The sequence below is a fragment of the Novosphingobium kaempferiae genome (assembly GCF_021227995.1).
Classification (GTDB): Bacteria; Pseudomonadota; Alphaproteobacteria; order Sphingomonadales; family Sphingomonadaceae; genus Novosphingobium; species Novosphingobium kaempferiae.
Map to the genome: position 1 here is coordinate 426,733 of NZ_CP089301.1, position 19,129 is coordinate 445,861.

At 67.2% G+C, this 19,129-nt stretch carries 15 protein-coding genes and 1 tRNA gene; 7 read left to right on the forward strand and 9 right to left on the reverse strand.

The annotated features are described in order from the left end of the window. Positions 1-9: 9 nt before the first annotated feature. The 3 genes from ffh to LO787_RS02105 form a co-directional block, all read right to left on the reverse strand. Positions 10-1,464, reverse strand: coding sequence for a signal recognition particle protein (ffh, locus tag LO787_RS02095; protein WP_232496226.1), 1,455 nt, complete (start codon positions 1,462-1,464; stop codon positions 10-12). Between the two features lie 162 nt (positions 1,465-1,626). After that, positions 1,627-1,702, reverse strand: a tRNA-Ala gene (locus LO787_RS02100). A gap of 166 nt (positions 1,703-1,868) precedes the next feature. Further along, positions 1,869-2,189, reverse strand: a complete 321-nt coding sequence (locus LO787_RS02105; protein ID WP_232494235.1) for a TIGR02300 family protein — start codon at positions 2,187-2,189, stop codon at positions 1,869-1,871. Between the two features lie 220 nt (positions 2,190-2,409). Between LO787_RS02105 and aroA the strand changes: the two genes are divergently transcribed. Beyond that, positions 2,410-3,726: a 3-phosphoshikimate 1-carboxyvinyltransferase gene (gene aroA, locus LO787_RS02110; RefSeq protein ID WP_232496227.1), complete on the forward strand. Its 1,317-nt coding sequence runs from the start codon at positions 2,410-2,412 to the stop codon at positions 3,724-3,726. Further along, positions 3,723-4,355, forward strand: a complete 633-nt coding sequence (locus tag LO787_RS02115) for a (d)CMP kinase (RefSeq protein WP_232494236.1) — start codon at positions 3,723-3,725, stop codon at positions 4,353-4,355. The genes aroA and LO787_RS02115 overlap by 4 nt, the downstream gene beginning before the upstream one ends. 10 nt (positions 4,356-4,365) lie before the next feature. On the opposite strand, the gene LO787_RS02120 is transcribed toward LO787_RS02115, so the two are convergent. Together LO787_RS02120 and LO787_RS02125 are read right to left on the reverse strand one after the other, a co-directional pair. Further along, positions 4,366-4,866 (reverse strand): Mpo1 family 2-hydroxy fatty acid dioxygenase, encoded by a 501-nt coding sequence (locus LO787_RS02120; protein WP_232494237.1) that lies wholly within the window; start codon positions 4,864-4,866, stop codon positions 4,366-4,368. Positions 4,867-5,121: 255 nt separating this feature from the next. Further along, positions 5,122-6,063, reverse strand: coding sequence for a homocysteine S-methyltransferase family protein (locus tag LO787_RS02125; RefSeq protein ID WP_232494238.1), 942 nt, complete (start codon positions 6,061-6,063; stop codon positions 5,122-5,124). A 384-nt stretch (positions 6,064-6,447) separates the two neighbouring features. On the opposite strand from LO787_RS02125, the gene rpsA reads away from it, so the two are divergent. After that, positions 6,448-8,160, forward strand: a complete 1,713-nt coding sequence (gene rpsA / locus LO787_RS02130; RefSeq protein WP_232494239.1) for a 30S ribosomal protein S1 — start codon at positions 6,448-6,450, stop codon at positions 8,158-8,160. A gap of 122 nt (positions 8,161-8,282) precedes the next feature. On the opposite strand, the gene LO787_RS02135 is transcribed toward rpsA, so the two are convergent. Next, on the reverse strand, positions 8,283-8,945 hold the full coding sequence (locus LO787_RS02135) for a response regulator transcription factor (protein WP_232494240.1): 663 nt from the start codon (positions 8,943-8,945) through the stop codon (positions 8,283-8,285). Between the two features lie 85 nt (positions 8,946-9,030). Next, complete coding sequence (locus LO787_RS02140; RefSeq protein WP_232494241.1) at positions 9,031-11,412, reverse strand: GH92 family glycosyl hydrolase; 2,382 nt, start codon at positions 11,410-11,412, stop codon at positions 9,031-9,033. Positions 11,413-11,553: 141 nt separating this feature from the next. Here LO787_RS02140 and LO787_RS02145 point away from each other — a divergent pair, with 141 nt between their 5' ends. The 3 genes from LO787_RS02145 (at position 11,554) to LO787_RS02155 (ending at position 16,249) form a co-directional block, all read left to right on the forward strand. Next, positions 11,554-13,137: an EAL domain-containing protein gene (locus LO787_RS02145; protein ID WP_232494242.1), complete on the forward strand. Its 1,584-nt coding sequence runs from the start codon at positions 11,554-11,556 to the stop codon at positions 13,135-13,137. Positions 13,138-13,290: 153 nt separating this feature from the next. Then, positions 13,291-14,703: a hypothetical protein gene (locus LO787_RS02150; RefSeq protein WP_232494243.1), complete on the forward strand. Its 1,413-nt coding sequence runs from the start codon at positions 13,291-13,293 to the stop codon at positions 14,701-14,703. Between the two features lie 208 nt (positions 14,704-14,911). Continuing rightward, positions 14,912-16,249: an anti-phage deoxyguanosine triphosphatase gene (locus tag LO787_RS02155; protein WP_232494244.1), complete on the forward strand. Its 1,338-nt coding sequence runs from the start codon at positions 14,912-14,914 to the stop codon at positions 16,247-16,249. A 57-nt stretch (positions 16,250-16,306) separates the two neighbouring features. On the opposite strand, the gene LO787_RS02160 is transcribed toward LO787_RS02155, so the two are convergent. Continuing rightward, positions 16,307-16,786: an Lrp/AsnC family transcriptional regulator gene (locus LO787_RS02160; RefSeq protein ID WP_420847807.1), complete on the reverse strand. Its 480-nt coding sequence runs from the start codon at positions 16,784-16,786 to the stop codon at positions 16,307-16,309. An 86-nt stretch (positions 16,787-16,872) separates the two neighbouring features. Here LO787_RS02160 and LO787_RS02165 point away from each other — a divergent pair, with 86 nt between their 5' ends. After that, positions 16,873-17,787, forward strand: a complete 915-nt coding sequence (locus tag LO787_RS02165; protein WP_232494246.1) for an EamA family transporter — start codon at positions 16,873-16,875, stop codon at positions 17,785-17,787. 33 nt (positions 17,788-17,820) lie between these two features. On the opposite strand, the gene rhaI is transcribed toward LO787_RS02165, so the two are convergent. Continuing rightward, positions 17,821-19,113: an L-rhamnose catabolism isomerase gene (rhaI, locus tag LO787_RS02170; protein ID WP_232494247.1), complete on the reverse strand. Its 1,293-nt coding sequence runs from the start codon at positions 19,111-19,113 to the stop codon at positions 17,821-17,823. Positions 19,114-19,129 lie beyond the last annotated feature (16 nt).

The following is a 19,129-nucleotide window of genomic DNA, read 5'->3' on the forward strand; positions in this document are numbered from 1 at the left end:
TGCTTGAGTTTACTTTTTCAGGAATTTGCTGAGATCCGGGGCACCGCCGCCAAGACCGGGGAAGCCCCCGGCGGAAGGGCCGAGGCCCGCACCGCCCAATCCGGGCATCGCGGCATCGAGGCCACCCTTGCCGAACAGCGCCGCGAGGCCCTTGAGCCCGCCCATCTTCTTGATCTGCTTCATCGCCTTGGACATCTCGAGGTGCATCTTGAGCAGCTTGTTGACGTCCTGGACCTGGGTGCCCGAGCCGTTGGCGACGCGGATCTTGCGCTTGGCGTTGAGCAGCGCAGGGTTGGCGCGCTCCTTCGGCGTCATCGAGCCGATGATCGCATCCATGCGCAGCAGCACGCGGTCATCCATGCCCGACTGCTGCATCGCCGCCTTGGCCTTCTTCATGCCCGGCATCATGCCCGCGAGCGCGCCGAGGCCGCCCATGTTCTGCATCTGCTTGAGCTGCATGCGCAGGTCGTTCATGTCGAACTTGCCCTGCTCCATGCGCTTGGCGAGCGCCTCGGCCTCCTCGACCTTGACCGCTTCCGCCGCCTTCTCGACGATCGAGACGATGTCGCCCATGCCGAGGATGCGGTTGGCGACGCGGCTGGGATGGAAGACCTCGAGGGCCTCCATCTTCTCGCCGGTGCCCGCGAACTTGATCGGCTTGCCGGTGACGGCGCGCATCGACAGCGCCGCGCCACCGCGCGCATCGCCGTCCATGCGGGTGAGCACGACGCCGGTGAGATCGACCTGGCCGGAGAACGACTGCGCGACGTTGACCGCGTCCTGACCCGTCAGCGAGTCGACGACGAGCAGCGTCTCGCGCGGATTCGAGATGGCGGCGACCGCCTTCATCTCGTCCATGAGCTGCTGATCGACGTGGAGGCGGCCCGCAGTATCGAGCAGCAGCACGTCCACGGCCTGAAGGCGCGCGGCCTGCATGGCGCGGGTGGCGATCTCGGTGGGCTGCTGGCCGGCGATGATCGGGAGCGTGGCGACGCTCACCTGCTCGCCTAGCACCTTGAGCTGTTCCTGCGCCGCCGGACGGTTCACGTCGAGCGAGGCCATCATCACCTTCTTGCCCTGCTTCTCCTTGAGGAGCTTGGCGATCTTGGCGGTGCTGGTGGTCTTGCCCGAGCCCTGGAGGCCGACCATCATGATGACGATCGGCGGTACGGCTTCGAGATCAAGGCCGGGGGTCTCTTCGCCGCCCAGCGTCTCGATCAGCGCGTCGTTGACGATCTTGACGACCTGCTGGCCCGGCGTGACCGAGCGCAGGACGTTCTGACCGACGGCCCTTTCGGTGACGGTGTCGATGAAGCGGCGCACCACAGGGAGCGCGACATCGGCCTCAAGCAGCGCGATGCGCACTTCGCGCATGGCGTCGAGGACGTCCTGCTCTTTCAGTGCGCCGCGACCGCGCAGCTTGTCGAACACACCACCGAGACGATCGGACAGGCTGTCGAACATCAGGCCGTTCACTCCATCAAACCCGGCGCAAAACACGCCAAAAACGCCGGTGGGCGAAACCTCGCTGACCGGCGTGTGCATGACCTGATAGCGAAAAACGCCGGTGGACGAAACCTCGTCAACCAGCGTGTCGCAATCATGCGAAACTTCAATGTATCGAAATGGTGGAGCCTAGCGGGATCGAACCGCTGACCTCCTGCATGCCATGCAGGCGCTCTCCCAGCTGAGCTAAGGCCCCAATCATTTCAGCAAGTTAGTTCTGGGAGAACCAACCCGTTTCCCTTGCTTTCCGGCGTTTCTCAGAAGCGCCTCCGCTTGGGAGGCCGCCATCTAGTGGCGCTCGAAAAAGTTGGCAAGAGGAAAATTCAGGGGCGTCGAATTTTTTTCCGACGCCCCTGCGAACATCAGTTGTCGTGGTCTTCGTCGTCGTCACCGCCACCGATGCCGAGGTCGTCGTCACCGCCGAGGTCCACGTCGTTGTCCGGCGAATCGCCGTCCTCATCGATGTCCAGATCGTCCTCGGCCAGATCGGAGTCTTCCGTCTCGACCTTTTCCTTCTTCTGGATTTCCTCATAGGGAATCGGCTGCTTGGACTTGAGCACCGGCTCGGGCGTCCATTCGTTGCCGCATTCGATGCAGGTCACCGGGTCGTCCTTGCCCAGATCGTAGAAGCGGGTGCCGCATTTCGGGCAGCCGTGCTTGGCGCCCCATTCAGGCTTGGCCATGGAAAGTCCTCGTCTGGCCCGTCCCTGATGGAGCGGGCGAATAAATCCGTGTCTTGATGGGAAAGCCTGCCTACTTAATCAAGCCCGGCAAAATCAAGCGTGCTGGCCGCATCAGGGCGCGCGCCTTGCCATAGAGGGCAGGCGCTGTCAAAAGCCGCCCCGATTTCCCAGCCCTCCCGTCCCGGAAAGAGCCGATACCGTGAGTCATGATACCCTGAACATGCGCCCCCGCCGCTTCCTGCCGACCGGGCCGCTGAAAGGGCGAATCCGGGTGCCGGGCGACAAGTCGATCAGCCACCGCTCGATCATGCTGGGTGCGCTGGCCGTCGGCGAGACGACGGTGACGGGCCTGCTCGAAGGCGAGGACGTGCTGTCCACCGCCGCCGCCATGCGCGCCATGGGCGCGACGGTCACGCGGACGGGCGAAGGCGCGTGGACCGTCCATGGCGTCGGCGTGGGCGCCCTTCTCCAACCCGAAGCGCCGCTCGACATGGGCAACTCGGGCACCTCGACGCGCCTGCTCATGGGCCTCGTCGCCAGCCACCCGATCACCGCGACATTCATCGGCGACGGATCGCTGTCGAAGCGCCCGATGGGCCGCGTGATCGATCCGCTCTCGACGATGGGCGCGAGCTTTGAGGCTTCCGAAGGCGGCCGCCTCCCCCTCATCCTTAAGGGCGCATCGCCCGCCGTGCCGATCCGCTATCGCCTGCCGATGGCCTCGGCGCAGGTAAAGAGCGCGATCCTGCTCGCGGGTCTCAACACGCCGGGCATCACCACCGTGATCGAGCCCGTCCCCACCCGCGACCATTCCGAGCGCATGCTGCGTGGCTTCGGCGCCGACCTGACCGTGGAGACCGATGCCGACGGCGCGCGCGTGATCTCGATCCGGGGCGAAGCCGAATTGAAGCCGCAGACCATCGAGGTTCCGGGCGATCCTTCCTCCGCCGCCTTCTTCATCGTCGCCGCCCTGCTCATCCCGGGCAGCGAAGTGCTCATCGAGAACGTGGGCCTCAATCCCACCCGCGCAGGCATCGTCGAAGTGCTGCGCCAGATGGGCGGCTCCATCGAAGAGGTGAACCCGCGCGAGGTCGGCGGCGAGCCGGTGGCGGACCTGCTGGTGAAGCACTCGACCCTCAAGGGCATCGAGGTCGATCCTGCCATCGTTCCCGCCATGGTGGATGAGTTCCCCGTCCTCTTCGTCGCCGCCGCGCTGGCGGATGGCGTCACCACCTGCACCGGCCTCGAGGAACTGCGCGTCAAGGAGTCCGACCGCATCTCCGTCATGGCGACCGCGCTCGCCGCCGCAGGCGCGACCGTGCGCGAGACCGAGGACGGCATGGTCATCACCGGCACCGGCGGCGACCCGCTCGTCGGTACGAACGGCGCCATCGCCACGCACCTCGACCACCGCATCGCCATGTCGATGGCGGTCGCGGGCCTCGCCAGCCGCGCGGGCGTGGAAGTGGACGACGTGCGCCCCATCGCCACCAGTTTCCCCATGTTCGAGTCCATGTTGGAGGGCCTCGTCGCATGATAATCGCCGTCGACGGACCGACCGCTTCGGGCAAGGGCACCATCGCCAAGGCCCTCGCCGCGCATTTCCATCTGCCGCACCTTGACACCGGGCTGCTCTACCGCGCGGTGGGCCGCCAGTGCCTGCTCGACGGCGGCAATCCGGACGATCCGGCGGACGCACTGGCCGCCTGCGCCTTCGCGCCCGAACTGCTGGGCGACCCCGAACTGCGTTCCGAAGCGACCGGCGGGCTCGCCAGCCGCGTCTCGATCCACCCGGCGGTGCGCCAGGCGCTCTACGACCGGCAGCGCAACTTCGCCCTGCAGCCGGGCGGTGCAGTGCTCGACGGACGCGACATCGGCACCGTCATCGCGCCCGAGGCACCGGCCAAGCTCTTCGTCGTCGCCTCGGTGGAAGCCCGCGCCCAGCGCCGCTTCCTCGAAATGCAGGCCCATGGCCGTGACGTGTCGCTGGAGGATATCGCCGCCGACCTCGCCGCCCGCGACGAGCGCGACCGCAACCGCAAGGACGCCCCGCTCATCGCCGCCCCCGACGCCGTGGTGATCGACACCTCGAAGCTCAAGCGCGAGGAAGCCATCGCCGCCGCCATCGCAGCGGTGGATGCACTGGCGCAAGCTGCCGAAGGGTAAGAGCGGCCGTTCACTCAGCCGCCAGTCGCTCCTCGATCTTGCGGCGCAGTTCCAGCCGCCTGCCGAAGTGGAACACCGCCTCGGCCAGCACGAACAGCGGACCGATGATAAGGCCGCGCAGGTCGTCGAGGAAAGCGGGCTTGCGCCCTTCCCAGACGTGGCCGAGGAACTGGAACAGCCAGCCGACCACGAACAGGCCCAGCCCCCAGCCGAGCCACAGCGCCGCCTCCTGTTCCGCGATCTTGCCGCCGATCACCGCCCCTGCCGCCAGCAGCACCGCCATGCCGCAGGCCAGCCTGCGGTCGAGCGTGAAGTAGAAGCAGCACACCGCGACGATGGCGAAGTCCACCGGGCTCAGCTGCACGCCCAGTATCGCGAACTGAGGGCGCGAGAGCAGCACCTCCACGCCCAGCACGATCAGCGGTATTCCGACCATGTGCGTGGCGACGTTGCGGCGGTCCCGGTGATAGGCCGCATATTGCGCCAGATGGCGCACGAGTCCTTCGGACATCTCTTGTTCTCCCGCCGCCATGATAGCGCCCTGCGGGAATTGGGCCAGAGCCGTTTCGCGATGAGGAGACACCGCGTTTACACGGTTTACACGGTTTACACGGTCCAGAAGGGAAAGGTGTCGCCTTGGGCCGGACAGTGTCGCCTTGCAGAGGGCAGGTGTCGCCTTGCGGTGTAACCTTGCGAGGCAGATGGCGGTCGGACGGGACATGGCGCGCAGTCTATCGAACGGGCAGGCGTGTAGGAAAGCGTCCCCCTACATCGACGATCGGCGCACGTTCCTGGCGATCTCCCGCAGGTGCGGCGCCCACGTCCCGCAGCACCCGCCGAAGACGTCCATGTGCGGATAGCGCTGGGCCAGCACGCCGATGCGATGGCCGAGGTCGACGGGATCGCCATCTTCGATATGTCCGAGCTGGCAGAGATCGATCTTGTCCTTCGCGCTCGCATTCGGCCGCACGCTCCGGATGCGCTCGATCCAGCTTCCCGGCTCCAGCGCGGGCTCGAACTCGATCGGGTGCGAACAGTTGATGCCGTAGAAGTCCGGCCTGTCGTCCCCGGTCTGGGCGTCCACCGCCTCGATGGCTTCCCGCAGGCTGGGCCCCGACTTCAGGCGGTGATTGCTGTCGAGCGTGAACGAGATCGTGAGCGGCAGGCCGATCCGCGCAGCCGCCCGCGCGACGCCGACCGCTTCGGGGACGTTGTTGAATGTCGCCGCCCAGGAGAAATCGACGTTCGCACGCTTGTGAACCCCAAGCTGGAAAGCGTGATAGTCTTCGGCCTCATTCGCGGTGATCGTGCGGTTCAGTTCGTAGGCGTCCCCTCTCGGACCGACCTGTCCGCCGATGAGGACTTGCACGCCCTGCTCCCGATAGGGCCGGGCCACGTCGCGGAGAAAGGCGATCGACCGTTCGATCGCATCCGCCAGCCCTTCGCGCGAATAGCCGAGTTTCTCGCCCCAGTCGGAACTGCCGCGATAATCGAGGCCGGTGATCATCGCGACGAAGCCGTGTTCGGCGGCGACATCGAGCACGCGACTGTACATCGCCTTCAAATCGGCCATCGCAGCGGGATTTTCCAACAGCGGGTACATGGCGAACTCGGGCAGGTCATGCCCGTGACGGTACTGGATCTCCGTCTCCTGGCCGCCTTCCGTCAGATAGAATATTCCCTCGCGCTGCGGTGCAAATCCAGCCATCGCGTATTCCCCTCACATTCGAATACCCGCTTATGCCGTCAGGGACTCGATCCGGGACATTACCGCATCCGTCGGCGCTTCCAAAGCCGGACTCAGGCCGCCGCGCGAAGGGTGACGGCACCGAAATCGACCCGCGTCCGACCTCTCCACCCGCTGATGAAGCACGCCGCCCCGCCCCGCCAATTCCCTTGCATTTCCGGCCCCCCACGCGTAAGTGCCGCCGGTCCGAAAAGGCTCCGGCCTCGACGGGCGCCGCGACCGGCATCCGGCCGCCGCGGCAGTTCGGCCCTTTTGGCCCGCTTTTCCGCATGGTGCGGACGAGGCGGAGAAAGACCGGCGGACCCAACCGCCAGGCCGGAAAAATCGAACGAAGGATATGTGTTGATGGCATCTGTTGCCAATCCGACTCGCGACGATTTCGCGAAAATGCTCGACGAACAGCTCGGCGGCGTCGCCGATGACGGCTTCGAAGGCCGCGTCGTCAAGGGCACCGTCACCGCAATCGAAAACGACAAGGCCGTCATCGACGTGGGCCTCAAGAGCGAAGGCCGCGTGTCGCTGCGCGAATTCGCTCGTGGCGAAGACGACCACGGCCTCAAGGTCGGTGACGAAGTCGAAGTTTACGTCGACCGCGTCGAGAACGCCGACGGCGAAGCGATGCTGTCGCGCGACCGCGCACGCCGCGAAGCCGCCTGGGACAAGCTCGAGAGCGAGTTCGGCGAAGGCAAGCGCGTCGAAGGCGTGATCTTCGGCCGCGTCAAGGGCGGCTTCACCGTCGACCTCGACGGCGCCGTTGCGTTCCTCCCCGGCTCGCAGGTCGACATCCGCCCCGTGCGCGACGTCACCCCGCTCATGGACGTGCCGCAGCCCTTCCAGATCCTCAAGATGGACCGTCGCCGCGGCAACATCGTCGTGTCGCGCCGCGCCGTCCTCGAAGAGACCCGCGCCGAACAGCGCAGCGAGCTGATCGACAAGCTGAGCGAAGGCCAGGTCATCGACGGCGTCGTCAAGAACATCACCGACTACGGTGCGTTCGTTGACCTCGGCGGCATCGACGGCCTGCTCCATGTCACCGACATGAGCTACAAGCGCGTCAACCACCCGAGCGAAGTGATCGCCATCGGCGACACCGTGAAGGTCCAGATCATCCGCATCAACTCGGACACGCAGCGCATCAGCCTCGGCATGAAGCAGCTCGAGAGCGATCCGTGGGAAGGCGCATCGGTCAAGTACCCGGTCGGCGCGAAGCTGTCGGGCACCGTCACCAACATCACCGAATACGGCGCCTTCGTGGAGCTGGAAGCAGGCATCGAAGGCCTCGTCCACGTTTCGGAAATGTCCTGGACCAAGAAGAACGTCCACCCCGGCAAGATCGTCTCGACCTCGCAGGAAGTCGAAGTGGTCGTGCTCGAGGTCGACTCGGACAAGCGCCGCATCTCGCTCGGCCTGAAGCAGGCCCAGCAGAACCCCTGGGAAGCGTTCGCAGAGCGTCACCCGGTCGGCTCGCAGGTCGAAGGCGAAGTCAAGAACGCGACCGAATTCGGTCTGTTCATCGGCCTCGACGGCGACGTGGACGGCATGGTCCACATGTCGGACATCGCATGGGGCATCTCGGGCGAGGACGCCCTGGCCCTGCACCGCAAGGGCGAGCAGGTTTCGGCCGTGGTTCTCGACGTCGACGTCGAGAAGGAGCGCATCTCGCTCGGCATGAAGCAGCTTGAGCGTGGCGCTCCGGCTGCCGGCGGCACCGGTTCGTCGGCCGAAGGCAACCTGCGCCGTGGCCAGGTCGTCACCGTCACCGTCCTCGAAGTCCGCGACGGCGGCCTGGAAGTCCAGGCTGGCGACGATGGCGCCACCGGCTTCATCAAGCGCTCGGACCTCGGCCGCGACCGCGACGAGCAGCGTCCGGACCGCTTCCAGGTCGGCCAGAAGCTCGACGCCATGGTCACCGGCTTCGACCGCTCGAAGAAGCCCAACTTCTCCGTCAAGGCCCGCCAGCTGGCCGAAGAGAAGGAAGCAGTCGAGCAGTACGGTTCGTCGGACTCGGGCGCTTCGCTCGGCGACATCCTCGGCGAGGCTCTGAAGAACCGCTCGTAAGAGCGTTCTTCGGCTTCATCGAAGCTGAAACAGTGAAAGCCCGCCCGGAGCGATCCGGGCGGGCTTTTGCTTTGTGCGGATCGCTTCCTCGCTCCACCCTAGGCGATAGAGCGCCAAACCCCTCACCGCTTGCGCGTGGCGGTGATCCCGAGACTCTCGGCCATGCGCACGAGGTCGGGCAGCGAGCGGGCGCCCATCTTCTCCATGACGTGCCGCTTGTGGACCTTGGCGGTGATCTCAGTCACCCCGAGGCTTCCGGCGATCTGCTTGTTCATGAGGCCGCCGATGGCCAGCGCCATCACCTCCCGCTCGCGATCGGTGAGCGAGGCGTGGCGCAGCGCGAGGTCGCGATGGGTGCGGCGCTCTGCGACGGTTCCCGCGTCGAGATCCAGCGCCCGGCGCACAGCGGCGACCAGCACCGCGTCCGCAACCGGCTTGATGAGAAACTCGACCGCCCCGCCGCGCATCGCCCGCACCGTCATCGGGATGGTGCCGTAGCCGGTGACGAAGATCACCGGGACCGTGCTGCCGTCTCCCCGCAGCGCCTCCTGCACGGCAAGGCCGTCCTCGTCCGCCAGCCCGACGTCGAGGACGACGCAGCAGGGACCATCGTCACACAGAGCGTCGCGCAGTTGCGCCGAGCAGGCGTGGCCCACAGCATCGAGCCCGGCGGCAGCCAGAACGCGCACCATTCCGGCCCGCAGCGACGGGTCGTCGTCCACGACATGGACGCGGCCACCGCCGCTCAGAGCACTGGTTTCCGATCCCATCACCATAGTCCGCATTGCCCGGGATCGTCCCACGGCGGCTGCCGCTTGTCGATACGCAGCAATGCGGCCCGCTTGTGCGCGGGGCGGCAGGTCGGAGGGCTCAGTCCTTCGCGGTGGACGAGGAATAGGGCCGTGCTGCGCCCTGCCCGCCGCCCCAGGCCTTGTCCGGCTTCGCCTGCATGACGAAGCGCAGCGTGCCTCCGGCGCGCACTTCTGCGTCGGTGATCCACGCGCGCGCCAGCGGCTTACCGTTCAGTTCCACCCGGCCGACGTAGGGATTGGCGTCCGAGAGATTCTCGGCATCGACGGTGAAGCGCTTGCCATCGGGCAGCGTGATCGCCGCGTGGCTGACGAAGGGACGGCCGATCACGTACTGGTTCGCGCCCGGCGTCACCGGGTAGAAACCGAGCGAGGTGAACACCAGCCACGCCGACATCTGGCCGAGGTCGTCGTTGCCCGAAAGGCCGTCCGGGGTCGGCTTGTACTGGCTGTCGACGATCTGCTTCAGTCGCTCCTGCGTGCGCCACGGCGCGCCCGCGTAGGCGTAGAGGTAGGCGACGTGGTGGCTGGGCTCGTTGCCGTGAATGTACTGGCCGATCAGGCCGGAGATATCCTCGGCATGGCTGTAGTCGATCTTCGAGTTGTCGAAATCGAACATCGCATCGAGCCGCTGCATCACCTTGGCCTCGCCGCCCAACATGCGGAACAGGCCCGCCTGATCCTGCGGCACGAACCAGCTGTACTGCCAGGCGTTGCCCTCGGTGTAGTCCGACCCGTAGTTGATCGCGGTGGGATCGAACGGCGTGCGGAACGATCCGTCCGCCTTGCGCGCGCGCAGCCAGCCGCTCTTCGCGTCGAAGGAATTGCGCCAGAACCCGGCGCGCCTGTCGAACCGCGCGGCGACGTCGGCCCGGCCCATCGCCCGGGCCATGCGCGCGATGGTCCAGTCGTCGTAGGCGTATTCGACCGTCTTGGAAGCGGCTTCCGGCTCCCGGTCGATGGGCACGTAGCCCAGCTTCACATAGTCGCCGAGGCCGCCGTAGGGCGCGTAGTCGGCGCTGGCGACCATGGCGTCGAGCGCCTTGTTCGCGTCGAAACCACCGATCCCCTTGAGGTAGGCGTCGGCGATCACCGGCGCGGCGTGGTAGCCGATCATCGTCCACGTCTCCCGCCCGGCGAACTGCCAGACCGGCAGGATGCCCCAGGGGCTGTGCTCGCGGCTGGCGATGAGCGAGTTGACGACGTCGGAAGTGGTCTTCTCCGGCTGCACCAGCGTCAGCAGCGGATGCTCGGCGCGGAAGGTATCCCAGAGCGAGAAGGTGGAGCGGAAGGTGAAGTCCTTCCCCCCGCTGCGGCCCTCATGCACCTGATCGTCCGGCCCGCGATAGCGCCCGTCGGCATCGCTCCACACGCTCGGCGCAAGGAGGGTGTGGTAGAGCGCGGTGTAGACGTTGGTGCGCGTCGGCGCGGGCGCCTCGACCTGCACGCGGCCCAGTTCCGCGCGCCACGATGCCTGCGTGCGGGCGCGCACGGTATCGAAGTCCGCCCCCTCGGCATCGAGGTTGGCGATGGCCCCCTGCTCGTCCACGCCCGAGAGCGCGACGCGCACTTCCAGCGCCTTGTCGAGCGTGCCGAAATCCAGCCGCGCCTCCAGCAGCTTGCCCAGCTTCTCGTCCAGAGTGGCGGTGCCCCGGCCCGGCCCCTGGAAGCCCTTGTAGGCGATCGCTTCGTCCCGATCGACGAAGGCGTGGCCCTTCAGCGGGGCGGAAAAGCGCATGGCGAAGAACAGCTTGCGCCCCGGCGCCCAGCCGCGCGTCTCGCGAAAGCCGGTCAGCGTGCCGTCCGGGTGCAGGTGCAGGCCCGACCACAGCACCTTGCCCGGATAGTCGTAGAGGCTGCTGCGCATGTCGAGGACGAGGTGCGCGTCCTGCCCCTTGGCGAACGTATAGCGATGGACGCCGACGCGGGTGCCCGCCGTCATCTCCGCCCGCACGCCGCTGTCCGCCAGCGTCACCGCGTAATAGCCCGCCTCGGCCACCTCGGTGTCGTGCGAGAAGCGCTGGCGATAGCCCGAGCCGGGCTTGTCCGCCGTGCCGGGATCGAGCTTCACCGCATCCGCCGCGCCCACCGCGGGCATGACGAGGAAGTCGCCGAGGTCGGAGTGCCCCGCCCCCGAAAAGTGCGTGTGGCTGAACCCCTGGATCGTCGTATCGTGATAGCTGTAGCCCGCCGCGTGGGCGTAGCAGTCCCGCACCTTGCAGGTCGCGTCGGTATCGGGCGAAAGCTGCACCATGCCGAACGGCGCGCTGGCGCCGGGGAAGGTGTGCCCTTCCGGCCCGGTGCCGATCATCGGGTCCACCCACTTGATCGGATCGGCGTCCGGCAGACCGGATTTCGCGCCGGAATCGGCAATGGACGGGGCGGCAAGCGCAACGGCGATGACACCGGCGAGCAGGGAGACGGGGGGGCGAAGGGCTTTCATGGCAGGTGGTTGAGCATGGCCCCGCCCCGCGTTCAACCCTTCTGCGACAAGCGTGGACATCGTTGTCAACAAGCGCGCGCCGCGATGCACGGCGCTGCAAACTTAAGTAGAATCACGTAGCTTTTCTGACATAGTGCCCCGATGCAACGCCGCCGCATCGTCCTGATCGCCGGTTTCCTCGCGGTTCTCGCGGCGGTCCTGCCTCTGGCGGGGATCGCGACTTATGCGCGCTACCGCGCCACGCAGGCCGAGCGGACGCACCTGACCGAATACGCCGACTGGACGCTGCGCCGTGCGGAACGCAACTTCGATCGGGTCAAGGAGGTCTTCGCGCAAGTCGAGGGCGACGGATGGAAGTCGTGCTCCGAGGCGCACATCGCCCGGATGCGCCAACTCGCGCTCGATTCTGCGGCGGTGGAAGAGGTCGGCTACTTCATCGGCGGCAAGCTCGCCTGCACCAGTTGGGGCATGGTCCGGCAGGACATCGGCCACGGCACGCCCGATGCACGGGTGCCCGGCGGCTACGGGTTCTTCATGAACGTGCGCCCCAAGGTCAGCGGCGGCAACATCGTGATCGCCATCACCCACGGCGACTACAACGTGCTCGTCAACCGCGAGCGTTTCGTCGACGTGATGACCGACACGCCGATGACGCTTGCACTGGCGACACTCGACGGCAAACTGATCGCGGTGAACGGCGACGCGGGCGAAGCAATTGCGCGCGAGGCCATCGGCGAAGGCGGCTTCGGCCACCTCGGCGCGCATGTCTACACCTCCGTGCGCAGCCCGAATTTCGAGGCGGTGGCGATCACCGACCGCGCGCTGATCCAGAGCCGGATCGACCGCGAATTGTGGGTGCTGGTCCCGCTCGGCCTTGCGATCTCCGCCTTCCTCGTCGGGCTGATCGTGTGGCTGTCGCGCCAGCGCATGTCGCTGGAGCATGAACTGGAACTCGCCATCCGCAACCGCGAGTTCCGCGTGCTCTACCAGCCGATCATGGAGCTTGCGACGGGCCTGTGCGTCGGCGCCGAGGCGCTGCTGCGCTGGGAGCAGCCGGACGGGACTGCGGTGTCGCCCGAGGTGTTCATCCCGCTGGCCGAGCAGAACGGGCTGATCGCGCCGCTGACCGATCTCGTCATCGAGCAGGTCGTCGCCGACCTTGCCGACATGCTGCGGCGCGAGCGCAGCGTCCACGTCGCGATCAACATCTCCGCCACCGACATCCAGAGCGGACGCTTCCTGCCGGTGTTGGCCGAGGCGCTGGCGGCAAGCGGCGTTGCGCCGCAGCAGATCTGGCTGGAGGCGACCGAGCGCGGTTTCATGGACGCGGCGCAGGCGCGCGGCACGCTGGAACAGGCCCGCGCCGCCGGGCACCTCGTCGCCATCGACGACTTCGGCACCGGCTACTCCAGCCTCGCGCTGCTGGAAGCGCTGCCGCTCGACGCGCTCAAGATCGACAAGTCCTTCGTCGACGCCATCGGCCAGGGCGCGGCGACGAGCGTGGTGGTGCCGCACATCATCGAGATCGCCCACGGCCTCAATCTCAAGATCGTCGCCGAGGGGGTGGAGACGCCCGAGCAGGAAGCCTACCTGCGCGCCGCCGGGGTCGGCTTCGCGCAGGGCTGGCTCTATGCCAAGGCGCTGGATGCCAAGGCGTTCCTCGCCTTCCAGCAGGCCACCAACGGCAAGCGGGTGTCGCCCTTCCTCACCGCCATCGCCAGCTGAGGCAGGTCTTCGTTCACCAATTTGCGGTAGGGCCTGATCTTTGAGCTCGTCATTGCGAGCCGCAGGCGAAGCAATCCACCGCCTCCCACTGCGCTGGATTGCTTCGCCTGCGGCTCGCAATGACGAGCGGTGTTTCGTCCTGCGGAGATACCCTTGCCTTCCTACCGTCGCCTGAGAACTACGCTCGCCCTGTCGCTGCCGCTGCTGCTCGACATGACCGCGCCGATGGCCATCGCCGCGCCGACGCAGCCACCCGCACCGGCCCCGGTCGACAGCCCGCCGCCGGAGGAGCGCGACCGGCTCTATCCCTTCTACATGCCGATGGACGGCTTCCGCGCCCCTGCCGTCACGCTGAAGGTGAAGTGCGACGCCTCGCGCGCGGCGGGCAAGGAGGTCTATTACGGGCGAGGCGCGGACGATCTGGGCGGGCGGGCCGAAGGCGGGTTCGATCTGGTCTACGACGCGCTGGACGGTCAGGGCCGCCCTTGCGTCTACCCCTTCGCACCGTGGCTGCCGCAGGTGACAGGATCGCTGCAGGGCACGCAGTACATCCTGCGCTCCTCCATGCCCGGCCACCGCGTCTCGTTTCGCACCGACTACGACTGGGCGAGCGTGGACCTGCGCCTGTTCGGCGTCGGCACGCAGCGCGTCCACTTCGAGATGCGCGACGTCGAACTGGACTTCCCGCAGGCGATCCAGCCCAAGGCGGCGCTCCATCTGGAAGTGACCGAGACGCGGAAGCCCGGCCTGTTCACCGCCGTCATCCGCCGCTCGCGCATCTACGGCGGCAAGAACGGCCTCTTCGCGCCCAACGGGCAGACGATGATCTACGTCGAGGACAGCGACATCGCGGGCAACGTCGGCACCAATGTCGATCAGGAGCACACCACCTACATCAACGGCACGCTCGTCTCGCACTTCCGCAACACCGTCTTCCACGGCCAGCGCGCCGGGGGCGACATGGCGAGCGGGCACCAGTTGAAGGACAAGGCGTACCTGCGCATCTATGAAAACGTCACCGTCTCCAACGTGCCGCAGGGATCGACGCCCTCCGCGATGCCGCTGATCGACGCCTCCGCGTTCGGCTTCACCTGGGCGGACGGCCTGCGGATAGAGCGCATGCAGCCCGCGCAGAGCCCGCGCGACACCCTCGTCGACCTGCGCACCGACATCCGCTACGGCGAGCCCGATCTCTACCCCTGGCCGGTGATCGCCGACCCTTCGTGGCGGATGCCCGCCGATCCGCTGACCGCGCTCGACAAGGTCTATCTCTCGGTTTTCCTCAACACCACGGTCGAGAGCTTCCGGCCCGAACCGCACGTCTTCGCGCTGCGCCAGACCGGCAACCGGCTGGGTGCGGACGGGTCGCACGTCGACGGCGATGGAGAGACCACCCGCGCGCAGCAGCGCATGGTCTCGCTGGCGTTCGGCACGAGCGGCACGATCCGCCGCGTCTATGCGCCCGAGGGCTGGACCTACACCGACCCAGACCTTCCGCCTTCCGCCGAATGGGTGCTCGACCGCGATGCCTTCGCCCGTCACGCGCTGGGGTTGATCGGACGGTAGAGGGGCGGGCAACCACCCTCACCCCCGCTTCGTCATTGCGAGCGTAGCGAAGCAATCCAAGGTCGGCCCGCGCCGCTGGATTGCTTCGCTACGCTCGCAATGACGAACGGTGAGCGACGATGCGTGTGGGGACGATCCCGCCTTTTCCACAGCGCCCGCATTGCCCTCGGCCGCCACGGCTGGAATACCCCGTGCCTATGGTGAACGCATGAGCTGGCACGCACGGCGCGAGAACTGGACCCCGCAGGCCGAGGACGCGCGCGAGGATGGCGACATCGACTATGCGCGCGTCATCCACTCGGCCTCGTTCCGGCGGTTGCAGGGCAAGACGCAGATCCTCAACCTGGGCGACAGCGACTTCTACCGCACCCGCCTCACCCATTCGCTCGAAGTCGCGCAGATCGCGGGCGGCCTTGCGCGCCAGCTGGCGAAGTCGTTTCCCGACCATGTGGCGAGCGCGCTGCTGCCCGACCGCAGCCTGATCCACGCCATCGGCTGCACGCACGACTTCGGCCATCCGCCCTTCGGCCACGGCGGCGAGGTGGCGCTGAACTACTGCATGCGCGACGCGGGCGGGTTCGAGGGCAACGGCCAGACCCTGCGCATCCTCGCCCGGCTGGAGACGTTCTCCGCCAACGCCGGGGCCAACCTAAGCCGCCGCACGCTGCTGGGGGTGCTCAAGTACCCGGTCGCATGGTCGAAGGCGCGCAACCCGGCGCTGGAACCGCGCCTGATGGACGGCCCCTCCACCATCCGCGTGCTCGACCCGAAGGCGTGCAAGCCGCCCAAGTGCCACTTCGACGGCGAGCAGGACGTGGTGGACTGGATCCTCGATCCCCTCTCCGCCGCCGACCGCACGAAGTTCCAGGCGCTGGAGCCGGTCGAGGGCAAGCACGCGCGCACGCTGCACAAGTCGCTCGACTGCACGATCATGGATGTGGCGGACGACATCGCCTACGGCGTCCACGACCTTGAGGACGCCATCGCGCTGGGGCTGGTGAGCAAGGACGCCTTCACCAAAGCGATGGACGGCCACTGCGGCTCGTTCCTCGACGCGCTCAAGGAGAAGTACCCCGGCGAGAGCGAGAACGACGTGTTCTCGCACATGGTCGAGGGGCTGTTCGGCGGCGCGAATACGCGCAAGCGCTTCGTCAGCCGGCTCGTCCACCACTTCCTGACCGGCGCCACTTTCGTCGAGAAGAAGGGTTTCCGCGAGCCGCTGCTGCGCTGGCGCGTCGCCCTTCCCGCCCGCCAGCGCGCCTTCCTCGACGCCCTTCAGGGCTTCGTGGTGCGCGAGGTGATCCTCAGCCCCGAGGTCCAGCAGCTGGAGCTGAAAGGGCAAACGATGGTCGTCGCCGTGTTCGAGGCCCTCGCAGCCGACCCGCACCGCCTCCTCCCGCGCGACGTCTGCGCGCTGTTCGAGGCCGCCGACGGCAGCGTGCGCGTGATCTGCGACTATGTCGCCTCGATGACCGACACGCATCTTCTGCGCACTTACGAGCGGCTGTTCAGCCCGCGCATGGGATCGGTGTTCGACCGGCTTTGAGCGGCCTGACCGGCATTGCGCCTGACATCACGCCCGATACCCTACCCACTCCAACACTCACACCGGATGCCCGGCCCGCAGCGGATCGCGCCGCACGATCTCGCGCAGCGTCACCAGCGTCTCGAAATCGCGCACGTTCTCGTCCGAGGCGAGTACTTCGTCGGAGAAGCGCTGGTAGGCCTCGATGGTGGGCACGCTCACCATCAGCAGGAAGTCGGTTCGCCCGGTCACGTTCCACGCGCCGATGACCTCGGGGCGCTCGGCGAGGCGCGCGGCGAAGGCTTGTTCCATGCGCAGGCCCGACTGGTTGAGTTCGACGAGGACATGGATGGTGATCGCGGGCGCCAGCCGCGCCGGGTCGATCAGCGCCACGTCGGCCACGATCACGCCCGAGGAGCGCAGCCGCCGCAACCGGCGCAGCACCGCGCTTTCGGACAGGCCGACCTTGGCCGAAATCGAGCGTGCGGGCGCAAGGTTGTTGCGCCGGACGATCTCGATGATTCGCTGATCGAACTGGTCGATCTCGACGGTTTCCATCATACTGTCCTTCGCTGTGACGAAATCCGTCACTCAATGGCGAATTTCGCCAGCCATCGCCAGCGGGCATTCGATATAGGGAGGGCATGACCACGGTATCCGCACCCGCCCCGACCGTCCCCTCGCCGCTGCTGCGGGCCGTGCCCTATCTGGCGCTGGCCGGGTCGATCGTGGCGTTCTGCGTCGGTACGTCGTTCGGCAAGCAACTGTTTCCGAGCGTCGGCGCGACCGGGGCGATCGCCTATCGCGTCGGCTTCTCCGCGCTGATCCTCGTGCTGCTGTTCCGGCCATGGCGGATGCGGCTGACCCGTGCGGACCTCTTCGCGACGATGCGCTACGGCGCGGTGCTGGGACTGATGAACCTCAGCTTCTACATGGCGCTGCGCACGATCCCGCTGGGCCTCGCCATCGCCATCGAGTTCCTCGGCCCGCTGACCGTGTCGCTGCTCCACTCGCGCCGCCCCGCGCACTTCGCGATGGTCGGCATGGCGGCAGCGGGGCTGCTCCTGCTGCTGCCGATCCGCGACACGCCGCATTCGCTCGATCCGGTGGGCGTGGGCTTCGCGCTGCTCGCGGGGCTGTGCTGGGGGCTCTACATCGTGTTCGGCAAGAAGACGACGCACCTTCCCGGCGGGCAGGCGGTCGCGCTCGGCATGGCGACGGGCGCGCTGGTGGTGGTGCCCTTCGGCATCTATGAGGCGGGCACGGCGCTGCTCGCCCCCTCGCTGATGCTGATCGGCCTCGTCACCGCCGTCCTGTCGAGCGCGGTCCCCTATTCGCTGGAGATGATCGCGCTCAAGCAGATCCCGGAGAACCGCTTCGGCGTGCTGATGAGCCTCGAACCCGCCGTCGGCGCAGTGGCCGGGGCGGTGCTGCTGGGCGAGCACCTGCTGGCGCTGCAATGGCTCGCCATCGCGCTGGTGGTGGCGGCATCCATCGGCTCGGTGGTGCTCGGCGGCGCGCCGAAGGAACTGAGCCCCGAGGTGCCGCCGGGGCAGTAAGCCATTTCCTCCCCGTTCCGGGGAGGATCCGGCTCAGACGATGCCCGCGCCCAGCCCCACCGCATTACGCTCCTGCGCCTTGCGGTCGCGCCAGCGGCTTTCGCGATAGGTGCCCAGCACATCCGCCGCGCCGCCCGCCTCGACGCGCGCTTTCGCGAGGATCGGCGAGACGTCGACGTTGTAGGCCCGGCGCAGCGCCTGGAAGGCCATCATCGTGTCGTTGGCTTCCTGCGAGAGATGCAGCGCCTCGCGGTCCACCAGCAGCGCCTTGGCGTAGCACGAACCTATGGCCTCGGCGGAGGACAGCATCGATTCGATCGGGTCGGTCACGTTGTGCGACTGGTCGATCATGTAGGCGGGGCGGAAGCCGTCACGGGGGCTGAGTTCCGCCTCGACCAGTTCGTTGAAGACGAGGAACAACTGGTGCGGGTTGATCGAGCCGGAATCGAGGTCGTCGTCGCCGTACTTGCTGTCGTTGAAATGGAACCCGCCCAGTTTCCCGAAGCGGTGGAGGCGCGCGACGATCTGCTCGATGTTGACGTTGGGGGCATGGTGGCCAAGATCGACGAGGCACTTCGCCTTCGGCCCCAGTTCCTGCGCCGCAAGGATGGACGAGCCCCAGTCGCTGATGACCGTGGAGTAGAATGCGGGCTCGAACATCTTGTGTTCCAGCAGCATCCGCCAGTCGTCGGGCAGCGCGGCGTAGACTTCGGCCGCCGCGTCCAGATAGCGGTCGAGGCTGCGGCCGAGATCCTGCTGGCCGGGGAAGTTGGTGCCGTCGCCCACCCACACCGTCAGGTCGGTGGAGCCGAGCTGGCGGCCGATCTCGATGCACTCGATGTTGTGCTCCACCGCCTGCGCGCGGGTGGCGGCGACGGTCGAGGACAGCGAGCCGGTGGCGTAAGTCTGCGCCTGGTCCTTCTGGTCCTGGAAGGTGTTGGAGTTCACCGCATCGAAGCCGAGGCCGAGCGCGGCGGCCTCTTCACGCAGGCCCTTGTAGTCGCTCACCTTGTCCCACGGGAAATGGGGCGAGACGCGCGGGGTCAGGCGGGAGAGCTGGTTGATGACCGCGCAGTCCTCCAGCTTCTCGTGGATGTTGGTCGGCTCGCCGGGAATCGGGAACTTGGCGAAGCGGGTGCCGCCGCGCCCCGCGCCCCATGTCGGCACCGCGACCGAGAACGCGGCGACCTTGTCCTTGATGGCGTCGATGGCGATGCCCGAACGCTCCAGCTTGCGGCCGAGCGCGGCATATTCGTCGTCGAGCGCCTCGGCGGCGCGGGCATTGGCCTCGGCGATGAGGTCGGCGGAAATCGGTAGCTGCGTCATGGTCTCAATCCTCTCG

Excerpts from the sequence above, each read along its gene's own strand:
- ffh (WP_232496226.1), bottom strand. The coding sequence starts at position 1,464 with ATGTTCGACAGCCTGTCCGATCGTCTCGGTGGTGTGTTCGACAAGCTG.
- LO787_RS02105 (WP_232494235.1), bottom strand. The coding sequence starts at position 2,189 with ATGGCCAAGCCTGAATGGGGCGCCAAGCACGGCTGCCCGAAATGCGGC.
- aroA (WP_232496227.1), top strand. The coding sequence starts at position 2,410 with ATGCGCCCCCGCCGCTTCCTGCCGACCGGGCCGCTGAAAGGGCGAATC.
- LO787_RS02115 (WP_232494236.1), top strand. The coding sequence starts at position 3,723 with ATGATAATCGCCGTCGACGGACCGACCGCTTCGGGCAAGGGCACCATC.
- LO787_RS02120 (WP_232494237.1), bottom strand. The coding sequence starts at position 4,866 with ATGTCCGAAGGACTCGTGCGCCATCTGGCGCAATATGCGGCCTATCAC.
- LO787_RS02125 (WP_232494238.1), bottom strand. The coding sequence starts at position 6,063 with ATGGCTGGATTTGCACCGCAGCGCGAGGGAATATTCTATCTGACGGAA.
- rpsA (WP_232494239.1), top strand. The coding sequence starts at position 6,448 with ATGGCATCTGTTGCCAATCCGACTCGCGACGATTTCGCGAAAATGCTC.
- LO787_RS02135 (WP_232494240.1), bottom strand. The coding sequence starts at position 8,945 with ATGCGGACTATGGTGATGGGATCGGAAACCAGTGCTCTGAGCGGCGGT.
- LO787_RS02140 (WP_232494241.1), bottom strand. The coding sequence starts at position 11,412 with ATGAAAGCCCTTCGCCCCCCCGTCTCCCTGCTCGCCGGTGTCATCGCC.
- LO787_RS02145 (WP_232494242.1), top strand. The coding sequence starts at position 11,554 with ATGCAACGCCGCCGCATCGTCCTGATCGCCGGTTTCCTCGCGGTTCTC.
- LO787_RS02155 (WP_232494244.1), top strand. The coding sequence starts at position 14,912 with ATGAGCTGGCACGCACGGCGCGAGAACTGGACCCCGCAGGCCGAGGAC.
- LO787_RS02160 (WP_420847807.1), bottom strand. The coding sequence starts at position 16,786 with ATGGAAACCGTCGAGATCGACCAGTTCGATCAGCGAATCATCGAGATC.
- LO787_RS02165 (WP_232494246.1), top strand. The coding sequence starts at position 16,873 with ATGACCACGGTATCCGCACCCGCCCCGACCGTCCCCTCGCCGCTGCTG.
- rhaI (WP_232494247.1), bottom strand. The coding sequence starts at position 19,113 with ATGACGCAGCTACCGATTTCCGCCGACCTCATCGCCGAGGCCAATGCC.